This is a genomic window from Paraburkholderia pallida, from assembly GCF_004524855.1.
Lineage (GTDB): Bacteria > Pseudomonadota > Gammaproteobacteria > Burkholderiales > Burkholderiaceae > Paraburkholderia > Paraburkholderia oxyphila.
Genome location: NZ_CP038151.1, coordinates 1,525,769 through 1,541,570, shown reverse-complemented (window position 1 = coordinate 1,541,570; position 15,802 = coordinate 1,525,769). Strand labels below are relative to the sequence as shown.

Sequence of the window (15,802 nt, the reverse complement as noted above, 5' to 3'; positions counted from 1 at the left end):
TCGTGGACACGATCTATCTGGATCTACCCGGTCAAACGGCGGGCGTGGGCGGAGCGGCCGGCTTCAGTTTGTCGGCCACGTTCCAGGGAAGCAGTTCGTCGATGCGGTTGACCTTGTGGTCCGCAATATGAGTGAGCACGTATTCGAGGTAAGCACGTGGGTTGATTTCGTTGAGTTTGCACGTACCGATGAGACTGTACATCGCCGCCGCACGCTCACCGCCGCTGTCGGAGCCAACGAACAAATAGTTTTTTTCTGCCCAACGCTACACAACGCAGGGCATTTTCTGCAAGCACATTGCTGATCTCGGCGCGTCCGTCCTCGCAGTAGAACGTGAGCGCCGCCCAGTGGTTCAGCGAGTAGTTGATCGCGCCCGTGAGCGTAGACTTCTTCGACAGCGTCGCAAGCTTGGCCCTGAGCGTCGATTCGAACGCGTTGAGCAGAGGCTTGCTCTTCTCCTGCCGCACACGCAACCGCTCATCGGGAGGTTTGCCGCGAATGTCGGCTTCGATGCTGTAGAGCTCGCCGATCATCTCGAGCAGTTTCTGGGTATCCGGAGTCGGCGTACGCTCGTGAACGTCGTATATGTACCTCCTCGCGTGATCCCAGCATGCCGCTTCGAAGACGTCGCCGCTTGCGTACAGCTGATCGAAGCCGGCGTAGGCATCCGCCTGCAGGATTCCCTTGAAGTTGGCGAGGTGCGTTTGCGGATGAACACCCTTGCGGTCCGACGAGTACGTGAACCAGACTGCCGCAGGCTCCGTCGAGCCCGAGCGTCGATCGTCGCGCACATAGACCCAGAATCGGCCGGTTGTCGTCTTCTGGTTGCCCGGTGTGAGGACGGGAACCGTCGTGTCGTCGCCATGAAGCTTGCCGGCAGCCAGCACGTAGCGCTGGATCGCCTCGACCAGCACCATGCAGAGCTCGACGATCTGGCCGATCCAACGGCCCATGCTGGCGCGATCGAGCGTCACCCCGTCGCGGGCCGCGATCTCCGACTGGCGATACAGAGGTTGGTGATCCGCGAACTTCGATACCGCGATATCGGCCAGCAGGCTCGGATGCGCGATGCTGCGCTCGATCGGCAGGCCCGGCATCGGCAGTTGTTCGATATGGCCGCAGCCGGGGCAAAGCAATTTGCGCCGGATCGTGCGGATCACCTTGAATGCGGCGGCTACGCGCGCGAGCTGTTCGGATACGTCCTCGCCCAGCGGCTGCATGGTCGTCGCGCACCTGGGGCAGAGCGGATCAGGCTCGAGTACGATCTCCTCGCGCGGCAGGTGCGGCGGGAGCGGTTCTCGCGAAGGCGATTTGCTGGCCGGCGCATTCGGTGTCCTGTCTCGCTGGTTACGCGCCTCGGCAGCACCACGGCCGCCCGTCAGGTCCTCCAGCTGCGCCTCGAGCTTGTCGATCTGCTTGGCGAGTTGTTCGGACTTGCGCCCGAAGTGCATCCGCCTGAGCTTGTCGATCTGCGCCTTCAGGCGCTCGATCTCGTCATCTCGCGCGGCGAGTTCCTCCGCCATCTTCGCAATCGATGCCTGGTGCTCAAGCAGCGATGCCTGTTGCGCGAGCACCATGGCACGGAGCTCGGCGACAGTATCGGGAAGCGGCGCTTGATCGGACATGCGTCGCAGTTTACGAGCCTTCCTCGAGGTTTACAACATCGAGAGTGCGGCGGTGCGTCGTGGTTGTCGCCAGTCGATGCCCTCGAGCAACATCGACAACTGCGCGCTCGTCAGATGGATCTTGCCGCCGTCGGCCTGCGGCCAGATGAAACGCCCTCGCTCCAACCGTTTCGCGAGAAGCCAGAGCCCGTCCTCAGTAGCCCAAAGCACCTTCACAAGATCGCCGCGGCGCCCTCGGAAGATGAAGACGTTACCGCCAAGGGGGTTCTCCTCAAGCGCCGTTTGCACCTTGGCAGCCAGGCCCTGGAAGCCGCAGCGCATGTCAGTGACGCCCGCGACAAGCCAGATACGCGTACCCGTTGGCAGAGAAATCACGAGCGCAGACTCCTCAACACCGTTCGAAGCGTCTCAGCGTCGACAATACCGTCGACCTTAACCACCGCCCGACCGATCCGAACCTCGATTGAACCAGTGGGCACAGCCGGCCTCACGGTCTCAGGCTCTGGCAGCGCAGGAGGTTCATTGACCGATGACGCCTCGTTCACGATTGCCACCGGAACGAGTTGCACCGCCTCGGCTTGCTGTTCCGCCAGATACCGGCGCCGCCACGTGAACACGAGGTTCGCGTTCAAGCCGTTCTCACGGGCCAATCTGGCGATTGACACCCCTGGTTCGCAAGCTGCCATCGCCAGGCGACGTCGGAATTCCGGATTATGGTTTGGGCGACCTTTACGGCTGCCGGGCCTCTGTGTTGGCTCTGACAAAATGATGTCCACCACTTCGAAAATGATGGACATCACTTTGATGCCGATCCTTGCGGGCGTCTACGACGGCCATCGCGAGCCGCTTACCCTGCTCCGGCTTCAAGCGAAGCATGAAAGGCACGCTCATCATCGGCAGGCAGTAGTCAGGAGTGCCATGCTCGGCATAGTTTCTCGCTTCGATCTCGATGCAAGGCGCGTAATGGCGTGCGAAGAGCGTGCGCAGTGCGCGCCTGCACGCCAGGACCAGACGGCCGCCTTCGGCTTGCACACGCGCCGTGAGTGCGGGGATCAGCCGGACCATCTGAATGTCGTCGCCATGTCCCTGCTCGCTATAGACCAGCAGCGTGCGGCCCTTGAGCGGCTGGCCAGTCCAGCGCGGAGCCACGCGCGTCATGATGGACACGACACTGTTTGATGCGCGGTCCGTTCGCGCGAGGCGCCCTTCGTATCGTGACCAGCCGCGTGGCCAGTCGCCATTGCGCAACTCCAGCTCGGCGAGATCGACGGCCGATGTGGGTGCGTTGCTGTCGAGCGCGAGCGCGCGTTCATACAATCGCCGGGCCGCGCCGTAACGCGCCTGTTCGGCGACAAACTGCGCCAGCGCAGCGAATACGTCGCTGTTTCCCGGGTGATGGGCATCGGCGATGCGCATCGTTGCTTCCGCTGCGGCAGGGTCATGGCGGCGCCATTGCGCACAGGCCAGTTGCCACGACATTTCGAGGTCGCCAGGACGACGGGCGAGCTCCGCGTGGCACACCTGTTCGACGGCTTGCCAATCGCCCGCATACCGCCGCTCCAGAACCCGTTGCAGCGGCAAGGCCGGATCGATCATCGGATCGATCTGCCAGGCGCGCAGCAAGGCCTTCTGGCGCAACTTGAGTGTTGCCTCGTCGGCGTGGCCGGACAATGCGCACGCGATCAGCCAGTGCAGGCGGGCATCGTTCGGGTGATGAGTCTCCAGCGCGGCCATGAGGTGCAGCGCCATCGCGCGGCCGTCGATCTTGTCCGTTATCCACGTTGCCCATTGCAGGGCGTCGTCCGGCTCGAGCGCCTGGGCAGCAAGCGTGACGAGTTTCAGAGCGGCGTCGTCGCGCCCGGATGCGCTGGCGAACAATGCGCATCGCAGGAATCGAGTACCAGCGTGGGCGACGTTCGATGCACCTCGCGCCTGTTGCTCCGGCGTGGCTTTCAGGCCGAGGCCGGCTATCAGGTCTGCCTCGAGACAGGCGCTTTGACCCGTGGAATCGAATGCAATCGCGAGGCGTTGCGCCGCGTTAAAGCCATCGGATTGCAATGATTTGAAGACCGGTAGAAAGGTATCGCTCGCGGGTGAGATGGCTTGATTCATTCTCGCGCTCCTGGGAGAAAATCGATGAGCGACGAATTGGGATTTCCGTCTGGCACGCAATGCTCTCGCCGCGCTCGTGGCGAGCGCTATAGGACCGCTCCGAAAAGGGTGTGTAAAACGAACACGGCCCGAGCGCATCGGGCCGCGGTGCAAGCAAACAGGTCACGTCGATTCAACCTGCAGCCAACTTCGACGCGCCTTCGCGCATCACTTCGGAATCACGCAGAGCATGGCCGCGAACGCCGCATAGAGCCAGCCCACGTGCGTCAGCTGGCGGCTATGCACTTGTGGCGCGCGGAACGCCCACTGCAGGAACACGATGGCGAGCATCGTCGTGACCGCGGCGAGAATCGACGGCGCACCGAGGTGCCACGACGTGAAGAACAGCCCGAACGCGGTGGGAATGGTCGCCTGGATCATCATCGCGCCGCTGATGTTCGCGAGCGCGAGCCGCTCCTTGCCCTGACGCACCCAGATGATCGCGTTCATGATCTCCGGCAGCTCGGTGGCGATCGGGCTGAAGAGCAGCGCCGTCAGTTGCGGGCTCAGCCCGAGCCACGGACCCACCGCGCTGATCTGCTGCACGAAGAGGTGCGAGGCGAAGAAGATCACAGCGAGCGCACCCACGGTCTGGAGCAGGACCCAGAACAGTGACGGATTCGCATCGCGCGGACGCAGCTTGAGTGGTTCGAGTCCCACGTCTTCCACGCTGTCGCTCTGGTCGCTGAGCTCCTTCCAGCAATAAATCGCGTAGGCCGCGAGAAACGCGATGCCGAGCAGAGGCTTGAAGCTGAACACCACGAGCCCGAGCCCGATCTTCACGACGAAGATCGCGAGGAACCAGAGCTGGTCGCGGCGCAAGCGGCGCGTGTCGGCGTCCACGGTGCCGGCGCGCGCGCGGCCCGTGCGTGCAGCCGTTGCCAACAACGCGACGCCCACCACGGCATAGGCGACCGTGCTGAGCGCGAGCGGGCCGCCGATGGCCGCGCCAATGCCGATTTCCTTGTGGGCCGCATCGGTGCCGAAGGCGACCGCCACGAGCGTGACCACGCTCTCGGGCAGCGCGGTGCCAAACGCGGCGAGGATCGTGCCGGTGGCCGTTTGCGTGACCTTCAGCTTCTGGCCGAGCCATTCGACGGCGTTGACGAAGATCTCGCACGACAGATAGATGATGCCGGCGGCGGCAATGAGCAGGGCGAACGTCCAGATCATGACGCACGCTCCGTAGGGCGCGCGCAAGTGCAGATGCGGGAAAGGCGGGACATGGGTAGCGGCATTCCTCGGGCTGGACGATGGGACCAATGACGCCATCCCCCCCGCCCAGCCCGGGTGTGAGGGATAACGTCATAGGTCTCGTCAGGCCGAAGAACGGCTGCCGGCGCCATGGCACTGTGTGCCAATCATGTTGACGCCGGCGCGGCACGCATTGCGCGTGACGCAGACTACTCCCCTAAGACCCGCGCATTATAGCCGACGAAGCCGGCCGCGCGGAAGGAAAGGGGCGAAGCCGGATCAGAAGTGGTGGCGGATGCCGACCATCGCCATGGCCTGCTTGTTGGTGGTCGCGTCGTTGCCGAAGTCGGCGAACGAGGCGTTGGCGTCGACGAGCGCGCCCGTATCGGCGTCGATCGTGTGGCCCGAGGCCTTCTGGTAGCCCGCGAGCACGTAGATGTCGGTGCGCTTGGAGAGGAAGTAGTCGCCGCCGAGGCTGAACTGGTTATAGCTCGCGTTCACGCCGTTGCCATGGCCCTTCGTGTAGTTGTAGCCGACACCGATCAGCGCCACCGGCGTCACCTGGTAGTTGATGTACGCCTGGCCGGTGTTGAACTTCGTGTCGCTGTTGGGGCCGGACGCGCTCTGGTAGTTCGCGTAGTCCACGTTGCTGTACGAGAGGCCGAAGGTCATCGGACCGTAGTTGTAGTTGCCCACCGCGCGGATGATCTGCAGCGAGTTGGCCGAAACGAAGCCACCCGTGATCGCCGGCGAATCCACGTTGACGTCGGTGTTCGGGTTCAGGCCGTCGAACGAAGCCGCCGTGCCGCTGTTGCTGTTGGCCTTGAAGTAGCCTGCGCCGAAGCCGAACGGACCATGGTTGTACGCCGCCGCGAGGGCCCAGGTCTGGCCCGCGCCCATGCTGCCCGCCTGGCCGCCGAATGCGTACATCGCGCTCACCTGCAGGCCCGCCCAGTTCGGGCTCGTGTACTTGACCGAGTTGCTGGTGCGGTAGCTGTTGTCGTAGTTGTCCATGTCGCCCGGCGTCGCGAATGCGGAGCCGAAGTTCACGTCGTCGGTCATCGGCTGGAGCAGGTCGATGAGCGGATCGTACTGGCGGCCCAGCGTGAAGCTGCCGGCCGTGTTCGAGTTCAGGCCCACCATCGCGGTACGGCCGAACATGCGCTGGCCCTGGCCCTGCTTGCCGTTGTCGATGTTAAAGCCGCTTTCGAGCTTGAAGATCGCGGAGAGGCCGTTGCCGAGATCCTCGGTGCCCTTCAAGCCCCACAGGTTCGGCGACACGTTGCCGGACATCATCTGGAAGGTATTGCCCGAACCATTCTTGCCCGCCTGATTGCCGAAGAAGGCGACCGAGGTGTCGAGCGAGCCGTAGAGCGTCACGCTGCTTTGCGCATGAGCGGCGGAGGCGATGGTCGCCAGCGTGGCAGCGAGAGCGAGAGCGGTTTTTTTCATTGGCGAATATTCATTAAAAAGTTGCGTGAGAGAGCGTGTACTTCATGAAAAACGAATCGCAGCGCGGCAGGTACGCAAGGCAAATTCAGGGGCGATTATGCGTAACGTGCTCTGTGGACGAATTTGAAAATCGGAAAGACTGAGTTTCAGAAAACGCGTTCGTGCGTGGGTCCCGTCTGGACGGCGCTGCAAGGGCGCAGTGCGCGAAGGTGTTGTTTTTTTGCGGCGATCTGTGGCGTGGCGATGTGTGCATAGGCACACGTCGTGGATGCGCACCGCGCTGGCTGGTGCGCATGGCAAGCCGCGCATGCGGCTTTCGTGGACGTATTGCAGGTGCGATGTGCCGCGCGAGTCGATCAGGACAATTGAGCGAATTCGCTTTCATCCTGGCGCGCGGCGGTCATGGGCCGGATCTTAAACATTTCTTCATTTCCCTGCGGATATTCGCGAGGGTTCGCGCCTCTATCCTTGCCGCATGAATTGCATTGCAGCCCTGCGATGCATCGGGAACCGGCGTGCAACAGCGCCGGCACAGTCAACGGTAACGGCCGCCTGGCCGGACAGGAGTTTGAAGTGAAGAAGAGTTGGAATTGCGCGATTGCCGCGCTCATGTTGTCGGTTTCGGCGTTCGCGCATGCACAAGGCACGGCGACACCCGTTGGCGCTGCGCCCGACGCGGCGGCGCCCGTGGCGGCGGCTCCGGCGGCCCCCGCATGGAACGGTGACGGCACGGCACACATCACGCGTGCCCAGGTGCGTCATGAACTCGTCGAAGCGCAGCAGGACGGCCAGTTGAAGCTGCTCAACAGCACGGTCTACGCCCACCACTGACGCGACCGGGCACAGCCGTCAAGTCGCACGGGCCGCGCGTCTTGACGGGAACTCGCCTTGCGGCCAGTCATCCGAGTTTCGATTCCATGAAATCACGCATTGTTATTTATGTCGTGCGCGCGGCGGTGTGCGTCGCGGCGGCAGCCGCCATGTCGGGCTGCGCAAGTCTGCATCCGCAGCCCAACGGCCCCGGCGACTGCGTCGGACCGCCGGATTATTGCGTGCCGTTCTTCGGTTCGTAATGCGAGGCGGATGCCGCGCGGCGCGTCAATGGCTATTGCCGGCGGCATTCGAAGCCGGCTGCGCGGCCGTATGGCATTCGTCGAACAGCCAGCGCCGGAACAGCGGCACAGCGGGCGCTTCGGGCCGCGCCGGCGGACGCACGAGAAAGTAGCCGCGCGCCGTAACGACTGGCGTATCGATCAGCCGCACGAGCTGGCCGCTCGCAACCAGCGAGTCAGTCAGCGGGGTCCAGCCGAGCGCAACGCCCTGGCCCATCAGCGCGGCATGAATCACGAGCGCGTAGCTATTGAAGGTTATCCCCTGTTCATCCGCGGGCGCCCGCAAATGCTGCGCCGCGAACCATCCTGTCCATGACAGCCAGCGCACCGGTTCCGTCGGCTGAACGTGCAGAAGCGGCAACGCCGCGAGGTCGGCGGGCGTCCTCACGTGGCCGTGCTGCGCGTAAAACGCGGGCGAGCAGACGGGAGTGACCTCCTCCGGAAACAGTCGCGTGGACGTGCAGGGCGTCCAGTCATCGTCGCCAAACGCGATCGCCACGTCCGCGTGATCGCGGCGCGGATCGAACGTCTGCTGCGAGGTGACGACCTTCACGTTGACGTCCGGCATCCGTTGCTTCAGTCCCGCCAGGCGCGGCATCAGCCAGAAGGTCGCGAAGCCCGCATCGGTGAGAATGGTTAGTCCTCCTGACGCACGGCGCGCGCGGATTTCGGCGGTGGCATCGCGGATGGTCGCCAGGCTCTGGCGCACCGCCTCATAGAGGCGCTGGCCGTCGGGCGTCAGCGTCACGCCGCGGTGGCCGCGCTCGAACAGCGGGGCGCCGAGGTCCGCCTCGAGCTGCACGATGCGCTGGCTGACCGCCGGCTGCGTCGCGCCGAGCTCGCGAGCCGCGGCGGTGAAGCTCGCAAGTCTCGCAGCCGCCTCGAATACCGAGAGCGCCTGCATCGGCGGCAAACGATCCTGGTCTGACATAAGCGTCCCTTATGGGGCCATAAGCTGAGGGCGTCTTCACGCGCGTTTAATGGGGCGACATATTGTGGACACGCCGCACGTCCCTTCGGACATTGCGCCGTTGAGTCCGGCAGCCCGTCGTGCCGCTGCATCCCTGCGGCAATGCCGCGTGGCCGGCCACTACCCCCGATTTTAACTGCCCTCGATCATGAGCTCTAAGCCCGCAAATATTCTCATCCTGATGGCGGACCAGATGACGCCTTCGGCGCTGCGCATACACGGCAATGCGGTGTCCAGGACGCCGCGCATCGACGCCCTGGCGCGCGACGGCGTGGTATTCGATTCCGCGTATTGCGCGAGCCCGTTGTGCGGGCCTTCACGCTTCGCCTTCATGGCCGGCAAGCTGCCGTCGAAGATCGGCGCCTACGATAACGCGGCGGAATTGCCTGCGCAAACCCTGACGTTCGCCCATTACCTGCGTGCGGGCGGCTACCGGACGGTGTTGTCGGGCAAGATGCATTTTTGCGGTCCCGACCAGTTGCATGGCTTCGAGGAGCGTCTGACCACGGACATCTATCCCGCCGACTTCGGCTGGGTGCCGGACTGGGATCGTCCCGAAGTACGTCCGAGCTGGTATCACAACATGAGTTCGGTGCTCGATGCCGGTCCCTGCGTGCGTACCAATCAGCTCGACTTCGACGACGAGGTGACATTCACCGTGCGGCAGAAGCTCTACGACATCGCGCGCGAGCGACAGGCGGGCAGCGATACGCGGCCGTTCTGCGTGGTCGCGTCGTTGACGCATCCGCACGATCCCTACGCGATCCCGGCGCAATACTGGAACCTCTATCGCGATGAGGAAATCGATCTGCCACGCACGATGCCGGGCCATGAGGCGCGCGATCCGCATTCGCAGCGGCTGCGGCACGTCTGCGAGAACGACCGCACGCCGCCGGGCGAACAGCAGGTCCGCAACGCACGCCGGGCATACTATGGCGCGCTGTCCTATGTCGACGCGCAGTTCGGCGCGATGCTCGACGCACTGGAGGAGAGCGGGCTCGCTGACGATACGATCGTGATCGTCACGTCCGATCATGGCGACATGCTGGGCGAACGCGGTCTCTGGTACAAGATGACGTTCTTCGAGAACGCCGCGCGCGTGCCGCTGATCGTGCATGCGCCGAAGCGCTTCGCGCCGCGCCGCGTCGCGAGTTCGGTCTCCACGATCGACCTGTTGCCGACGCTCGTGGATCTGGCGGGCGGGACCCACAAGACCGACTGGCCCGACCCCGTGGATGGCCGCAGCCTGGTGCCGCATCTGGTTGGCGACGGCGGCCACGACGAGGTGTTCGGCGAATACTTCGCGGAGGGCGCGATTGCGCCCATCGTGATGATCCGGCGCGGCGCGTACAAGTTCATCCATACGAGCGTGGACCCGGACCAGCTTTTCGATTTGAGCGCCGATCCGCTGGAGCTCGTCAATCTGGCCGACAACCCGGATCACGCGCGGACGGTCACGGCATTTCGCGCGGAGATCGCGGCGCGCTGGGATCTCGATGCCCTGCGTCGCGAGGTGCTGGCGAGCCAGCGCCGACGCCGCTTTCACTACGCGGCGACGACCCAGGGGCGTATCCAGTCGTGGGACTGGCAACCCTTCGTCGATGCGGGTAATCGGTACATGCGCAATCACATCGAGCTGGACACGCTGGAAGCGATGGCGCGCTTTCCGCGCGTCGTGCACGAGTGATCCTTGCGCCACACCATCGTCGAGACCCGGGCGGAAATCGGAAACAGGAGAGAGACATGAAACGAAACGAGGCAAATCAGGCCAGCAGGCTGCGACGCGTTCTGTCGATCGTGCTATGCGCGACGGCGCTCGCCCCCATGCTGGCGGCGCAGGCTGCGGAGCCGCAGAGTTGCGAGCGCGTCCGGATGGCGGCTCCCGGGTGGGCCGACATCGACGCCACCAATGCCATAACCGGCATCGTGCTTAAGGCGCTCGGCTACAACCAGACCGTCTCGAACCTGTCCGTGCCCATCACCTATGAGGGCTTGAAGCGAGGGCAGATCGACGTGTTCCTCGGCAACTGGATGCCGGCGCAGGCGCCGCTCGTGAAGCCTTTCGTCGAGGGCCACTCGATAGACGTATTGCACGCGAACCTGACGAACGCGAAATTCACGCTCGCAGTACCTGACTATGTCGCCGCTGCGGGCGTGCACTCGTTCGCCGACCTCGCGAAGAACGCGGGAAAATTCGACGACACCATCTATGGAATCGAGCCTGGCGCACCCGCGAACCAGAACATCAAGCACATGCTCGACAAGAAGGCGTTCGGGCTCGGTGACTGGAGGCTCGTCGAATCGAGCGAGACCGGGATGTTGACCCAGGTGGAGCGCGCAGTGCGCGACAAGAAGTGGATTGTCTTTCTCGCGTGGGAGCCGCACGAGATGAATACGCGATTCCACATTACGTATCTGGCGGGCGGCGACGCGTATTTCGGGCCTGACTATGGCGGCGCCACGGTCAATACCGTGACGCGCACCGGCTTCGCGCAGCAGTGTGCCAATCTTGGCCGGCTGCTCAGTCAAATGACGTTCAACGTCGACCTCGAAAACCAGATCATGACGAGCGTGCTGCGAGACAAGGAAGATGTCAAAACGGCCTCGCTGAACGCGCTGAAGGCGCATACCAACCTGCTGGGACCGTGGCTCGATGGCGTGACGACAGTGGGCGGCGCGAACGGATTGCAGGCCGTCAACGCGGCGATTGGAGGCCACTAGCGGCGTGCCCCGACGGCGCGCTCGACACGCCTCTCGGCTATGTCACCAACGCAGGAGGGCTGGCGCGTCTACGGAACCAGTACGGCCTTGATGCTGCCGTGCCCCGCGCTCGTGTCGATCGTCAGCGTGCCGCCAGATCCGGTACACAGATGATGCGCTAGACGAAGCCCAAAACCCGCATCGCGCGCGGGATCGAAGCCCGCAGGAAATCCCGATCCCTCGTCGTCGACAACGACCTCCAGTTGACCCGTTTGCCATGCCAACGTCACGTTGACGTTGCCGCGACTGTATTTGACCGCGTTGGTCACCAGTTCCGCCACGATGGAGCCGAGCGACACGAGCGTATCGCTGTCGAGCACGAACGCTTCGCCTGGCGCCAGACACAGCATGCGGGCCGAGCCCGGGCCCAGAAGCGCGTGGTGCAAATCCTGAAGCAGGCTAGAGAGGTAGTCCCTCGCGGGTTGATAGTCGCATTGGCCATTGTCGTAAAGATGCTCATGAATACGCGCGACACTGTTGATGCGGCGTGCCGCAACATCCAGTGCATGTCTTGCTTCGGCATTGCTGGACTGACGCGACTGCAGCTGCAAGGTACAGGCGATCAGATGGAGGCTGTTTCGCGTGCGATGATGAAGCTCGCGTATTTGCAGAGCCTGTATCGATGAAATCTCCTGTGGGGAGTCTTTCCGTGAATCCGCGGGGCTATCGGAAACGGGTTTCATGGCGAAAGGAAAGAAGGAAGCACGCGGGGAGGAGGCGGCCGGCGTGACGCGGTGCCGGTCGGTGGCCTCGTCACTGGATGCGGACACTGTATTGCCGGGCCCGTGCACTGAACAGATACGGTTGTACTGCATTGCCTGGTATGTTTGACTCTGTTGCCAGGCTCGCTGCTTCGCTACATTGGGTTCGTCCCTGCCGTATCGGCAAGGGGCTTTCCCCCATCGACTGGAGAGCGATCATGGACAACGACCGGATCAAGGGCGCGGCGAAAGAGATCAAAGGTTCGATCAAGGAAGCAGCCGGCAAGGTAACGGGCAGGCGCGAGACCGAAGCGGAAGGCAAAGTCGAGAAAGCGACCGGAACGGTTCAGCGCAAGGTTGGCGAGGCCAAGGACAAGCTACGCGAAGAGCTTGACAAGGACAACTGATGTGTTTTGAGCCTGCGCGAATGCGGCAACGTGTTCGCGCAGGCCGCGTTGCCGGGCTGGAGCCCGAAAGGGCTTTCTGCTTACCGTGTGGCGGGGCCGCGTGGATTGCGGCGTTGTCGTGGCGAAGGCGCCACGTGGCCATCGCGGTCGATGCCGCGGTCGCGGGCCCAGACAATGGCCGCAGAACGCCGGTTCACGCCAATCTTGCTGTAGATGGCGGCAACATAGTTGCGCACGGTATTGCGTGAGAGTTGCAGCGTTTCGGCAATCTTCGCATCGTCGCTGCCCTGGCACATCAGCACCAGCACTTCGAGCTCGCGGGGGCTGAGGTCGTCGAGCGCCGCACCCGTTTTCCCTGCGGGAGTAGGATGGCGGATTTCCGCGAGCTTTTCGATCACGGTGCGGCTGAACCACGACGTATCCTGCATCACTGTTTCGATGGCGGCGATCAGTTCGCTTTCGGAGCGTTTGCGTTCGGTGATGTCCTGGAGCACGCACAACACGCAGCGCCGCTCGTGAATGGTGACCGTCTCCGCGGAGACCAGACAGTCGAGCATGTCGCCATTCTTTGCGCGCAGCTTCATTTCGACATTGCGCACACTGCTGGTGGATTCAACCGTGTCGCGGAACTGGCTGAAAGCCTCGTCGTCCTCCCACAATTCCAGCGACGACGGATCGCGGGCAATGGCCTCTTCGACCTGGTAGCCGGTTGCAGCGACAAACGCGTCGTTGACGTCGAGAAATAACATGTCGTCGAGCGCGCTGACCGTCATCGGCACTGGCGCGAGGCGAAACGCCGTCGAAAAGCGCTCTTCGGTTTGCCGCAGCGCCGCTTCGGCTTTTCGCCTCGGCTCGAGATCCATGAACGTGAAGAGCATGCAGTCCTGGTCGCCCACCTCGATCGGCTGGCCGGCCACGATCACGAACTTGCTGCCGCCATCCGCGATACGCAGCACGCTTTCCATTTGCGGAATTGTGCGGCCTTCGTTCAGATATTCAATCGCCTGGTCGCGCTTGTCGGAGCCGCCGAGGACATCGAACTCGTAGGCCGAGCGACCGATGACTTCATCGCGCGCGAACCCGGTCATCTCGAGAAAGCCCTGATTGACCTTCACGTAGCGGAGGTCGGACAACCGGCAGATGACTGCGGGCGCCGGATTCGCACTGAAGGTTCGCTCGAAGCGCTCTTCCGCCGTGTATCGCCCGGTCACGTCCTGAATCACGAGCACCAGCGACTGCGGCTCCTCGGCTGCGTCGGTCAGCACGAGGCTGCGCACCTGGTGGATCGCGTGAAAGCTGTCGTCGCCCGGCTTCGTCACCTCGATGATCACGTCCCGAAACACTTCGCCGGCCTGTACGCGTGCCAGCGGATATTGCCCTGCCAGCAGCGGATGATTGTTGCGGTACTTCAGCGTGAAGCGCTTCTGAAAACCGGCGGGGTTGCCGCCGAAGTCCTCAACCGCATTGATGCCGTGAATCGAAAGGGCGGTTTCGTTGGCCCAGACGATCGAGCCGTCGGGATCGGCGAGCAGGATGCCTTCGGTGAGTCCGGCGACGATCTGCTGCAATTGCCTTCTGTCGACTTGCGGCTTGCTGGAAGCGGAATCCATTGCGTATCCCGGTGATCTTGTCGGCCAGGCCGTGATCATCGATCCCCGGTTTCAGGCGCGACAAGGGTACGAAACGATGCGGCCTTTTCCATCCTGCATGAAAAGCCTCGCGCCGAACAGAGCGAATTGCACGATCTCACCTGATTGCTTTGTACTGTACTGGCGCGCAGCCCGCCTTCACATGGCCGCGTGATTCGCTGTGCTACCCTTGCGCTGCCCTTTGCCCGCGGGTGCGCGCGGCCCCGCCTGTTGCCTTCCGCACGCAGCGCCACACACTATCCGCCCGCGGGCAGGCTGCTTTGTGTTTCGACATCCCGTATCGACATCCATAACAAGGAAGAGAACCAGATGAGAAAGCACGAGAAATTGCGCGCGGGTTCGCGCAGTCATTTGCGCGCCGCGGTCTGTGCGCTTGCCATCGGCATGTCGTTTGCCGGCGGCATCCGGTCGGCCCAGGCGGCGCCCGTCGAGATCCAGTTCTGGCACGCGATGGAGTCGGAGCTCGGTGAGCGCGTCAACGATATCGCGAAGCAGTTCAACGCCTCGCAGAGCGAATACAAGATCGTGCCGGTGTTCAAGGGCACTTACGACCAGACGCTCGCCGCAGGCATTGCCGCCTACCGCAGCGGCGACGCGCCCGCAATCCTGCAGGTCTACGAAGTGGGCACCGCAACGATGATGCAGGCGAAGAAGGCCATCGTGCCCGTGTACGACGTGATGAAGAACGCGGGCGTGCCCTTCGACGAAAAGGCGTTCGTGCCGACCGTGGCCAGCTACTACAGCGACGCGAAAACGGGGCATCTCGTCTCGATGCCGTTCAACAGCTCCACGCCGCTGCTCTACTACAACCGAGACGCGTTCAAGAAGGCGGGCCTCGATCCCGACGCGCCTCCGAAGACCTGGCCCGAGGTCGCCGCCGATGCGGCCAGGCTCAAGGCGGCTGGCATGAGCTGCGGCTTCACCACGGGCTGGCAGGGCTGGATCCAGATCGAGAATTACAGCGCCTGGCACGGCGCGCCGATCGCCACGCGCAACAACGGCTTCGACGGCACCGACGCCGTGCTCGAAATCAACAAGCCGCTGCAGGTCGCGCATATCGCCTTCCTGCAGAAGATGGCGAAGGACGGCACCTTCACCTATGTGGGCCGCAAGGACGAGGCCACGGCGAAGTTCTATAGCGGCGACTGCGGGATCATGATGGGCTCGTCGGGCGCGCTCGCGAACGTGCAGCAGTATGCGAAGTTCAAGTACGGCACGGGCATGATGCCCTATGACCCGAGCGTGAAGGGCGCGCCGCAGAACGCCATCATCGGCGGGGCGAGCCTGTGGGTGCTGGCGGGCAAGAATCCCGACGTGTACAAGGGTGTCGCGAAGTTTCTTGCCTATCTGGGTTCACCGGCTGTGGCGGCGAAGTGGCATGAGGACACGGGCTATCTGCCCGTCACGACGGCGGCCTACGACCTCGCGCGCAAGCAGGGCTTCTACGATTCGCATCCGGGCGCCGATACGGCCACGAGGCAGATGCTCAACAAGCCGCCGCTGCCCTGGACGAAGGGTCTGCGTCTGGGCAACATGCCGCAGATCCGCACCGTGGTGGACGAAGAGCTCGAGCAGGTATGGACGGGCAGCAAGACGCCGCAACAGGCGCTCGATTCGGCCAACGCGCGTGGCAATGAGCTGTTGAGACGCTTCGAGAAGCAGGGCGGCTAACCCTTTCATGGCGGCACGGACGCACGACATCGTGCGTCCGGCTCGCGGGGCGTGAGTGAAAGGGTGCTCGAAATGTCTGGGCGTCAAGAATTCGCTGGTGCCGTGATTCG

General features: G+C 63.4%; 14 protein-coding genes, 1 pseudogene and 1 riboswitch. Of the genes and pseudogenes, 6 read left to right on the top strand and 9 right to left on the bottom strand.

Features of this window, described 5'->3' with window-relative positions:
- Positions 1 to 31: 31 nt before the first annotated feature.
- The 6 genes and pseudogenes from tnpC to E1956_RS41550 form a co-directional block, all read right to left on the bottom strand.
- A pseudogene (gene tnpC / locus E1956_RS41585) lies at positions 32 to 1,625 on the bottom strand (IS66 family transposase).
- A gap of 30 nt (positions 1,626 to 1,655) precedes the next feature.
- Entirely contained in the window at positions 1,656 to 2,000 is a 345-nt protein-coding gene (gene tnpB / locus E1956_RS41580) for an IS66 family insertion sequence element accessory protein TnpB (RefSeq protein ID WP_134757525.1), read from the bottom strand.
- Positions 1,997 to 2,422: an IS66-like element accessory protein TnpA gene (tnpA, locus tag E1956_RS41575; RefSeq protein WP_134757523.1), complete on the bottom strand. Its 426-nt coding sequence runs from the start codon at positions 2,420 to 2,422 to the stop codon at positions 1,997 to 1,999. The genes tnpB and tnpA overlap by 4 nt, the downstream gene beginning before the upstream one ends.
- A complete protein-coding gene (locus E1956_RS47155) occupies positions 2,355 to 3,503 on the bottom strand; it encodes a tetratricopeptide repeat protein (protein WP_232072272.1) in 1,149 nt (382 codons plus the stop codon). Before E1956_RS47155 ends, tnpA begins: the two co-directional genes overlap by 68 nt.
- 441 nt (positions 3,504 to 3,944) lie before the next feature.
- A complete protein-coding gene (locus E1956_RS41555) occupies positions 3,945 to 4,949 on the bottom strand; it encodes a sodium:calcium antiporter (RefSeq protein WP_134759175.1) in 1,005 nt (334 codons plus the stop codon).
- A gap of 72 nt (positions 4,950 to 5,021) precedes the next feature.
- Positions 5,022 to 5,200: riboswitch (yybP-ykoY riboswitch) on the bottom strand.
- A gap of 49 nt (positions 5,201 to 5,249) precedes the next feature.
- Positions 5,250 to 6,422, bottom strand: coding sequence for a porin (locus E1956_RS41550; RefSeq protein ID WP_134759174.1), 1,173 nt, complete (start codon positions 6,420 to 6,422; stop codon positions 5,250 to 5,252).
- A 573-nt stretch (positions 6,423 to 6,995) separates the two neighbouring features.
- Between E1956_RS41550 and E1956_RS41545 the strand changes: the two genes are divergently transcribed.
- Positions 6,996 to 7,253 carry a DUF4148 domain-containing protein gene (locus E1956_RS41545; RefSeq protein WP_232072270.1) on the top strand — a complete coding sequence of 86 codons (258 nt, stop codon included), beginning with the start codon at positions 6,996 to 6,998 and terminating at the stop codon, positions 7,251 to 7,253.
- Between the two features lie 86 nt (positions 7,254 to 7,339).
- A complete protein-coding gene (locus E1956_RS46485; protein WP_167760289.1) occupies positions 7,340 to 7,495 on the top strand; it encodes a hypothetical protein in 156 nt (51 codons plus the stop codon).
- 25 nt (positions 7,496 to 7,520) lie between these two features.
- Here the strand turns inward: E1956_RS46485 and E1956_RS41540 are convergent, their stop codons facing one another.
- Positions 7,521 to 8,465 (bottom strand): choline sulfate utilization transcriptional regulator, encoded by a 945-nt coding sequence (locus tag E1956_RS41540; RefSeq protein ID WP_134759172.1) that lies wholly within the window; start codon positions 8,463 to 8,465, stop codon positions 7,521 to 7,523.
- A gap of 187 nt (positions 8,466 to 8,652) precedes the next feature.
- Between E1956_RS41540 and betC the strand changes: the two genes are divergently transcribed.
- Together betC and choX are read left to right on the top strand one after the other, a co-directional pair.
- The gene (gene betC / locus E1956_RS41535) at positions 8,653 to 10,191 is read left to right on the top strand and encodes a choline-sulfatase (RefSeq protein WP_134759170.1); all 1,539 of its coding nucleotides are present in this window, start codon (positions 8,653 to 8,655) and stop codon (positions 10,189 to 10,191) included.
- A gap of 56 nt (positions 10,192 to 10,247) precedes the next feature.
- Positions 10,248 to 11,225 carry a choline ABC transporter substrate-binding protein gene (choX, locus tag E1956_RS41530; RefSeq protein WP_134759168.1) on the top strand — a complete coding sequence of 326 codons (978 nt, stop codon included), beginning with the start codon at positions 10,248 to 10,250 and terminating at the stop codon, positions 11,223 to 11,225.
- Between the two features lie 68 nt (positions 11,226 to 11,293).
- Here choX and E1956_RS41525 read toward each other — a convergent pair whose 3' ends face one another.
- On the bottom strand, positions 11,294 to 12,034 hold the full coding sequence (locus tag E1956_RS41525) for a sensor histidine kinase (protein WP_167760288.1): 741 nt from the start codon (positions 12,032 to 12,034) through the stop codon (positions 11,294 to 11,296).
- 149 nt (positions 12,035 to 12,183) lie between these two features.
- Between E1956_RS41525 and E1956_RS41520 the strand changes: the two genes are divergently transcribed.
- Entirely contained in the window at positions 12,184 to 12,372 is a 189-nt protein-coding gene (locus tag E1956_RS41520; RefSeq protein WP_134759164.1) for a CsbD family protein, read from the top strand.
- An 80-nt stretch (positions 12,373 to 12,452) separates the two neighbouring features.
- Here E1956_RS41520 and E1956_RS41515 read toward each other — a convergent pair whose 3' ends face one another.
- On the bottom strand, positions 12,453 to 13,982 hold the full coding sequence (locus tag E1956_RS41515; protein ID WP_134759162.1) for a helix-turn-helix transcriptional regulator: 1,530 nt from the start codon (positions 13,980 to 13,982) through the stop codon (positions 12,453 to 12,455).
- A gap of 348 nt (positions 13,983 to 14,330) precedes the next feature.
- On the opposite strand from E1956_RS41515, the gene ugpB reads away from it, so the two are divergent.
- Positions 14,331 to 15,692 carry a sn-glycerol-3-phosphate ABC transporter substrate-binding protein UgpB gene (gene ugpB / locus E1956_RS41510; RefSeq protein WP_134759160.1) on the top strand — a complete coding sequence of 454 codons (1,362 nt, stop codon included), beginning with the start codon at positions 14,331 to 14,333 and terminating at the stop codon, positions 15,690 to 15,692.
- Positions 15,693 to 15,802 lie beyond the last annotated feature (110 nt).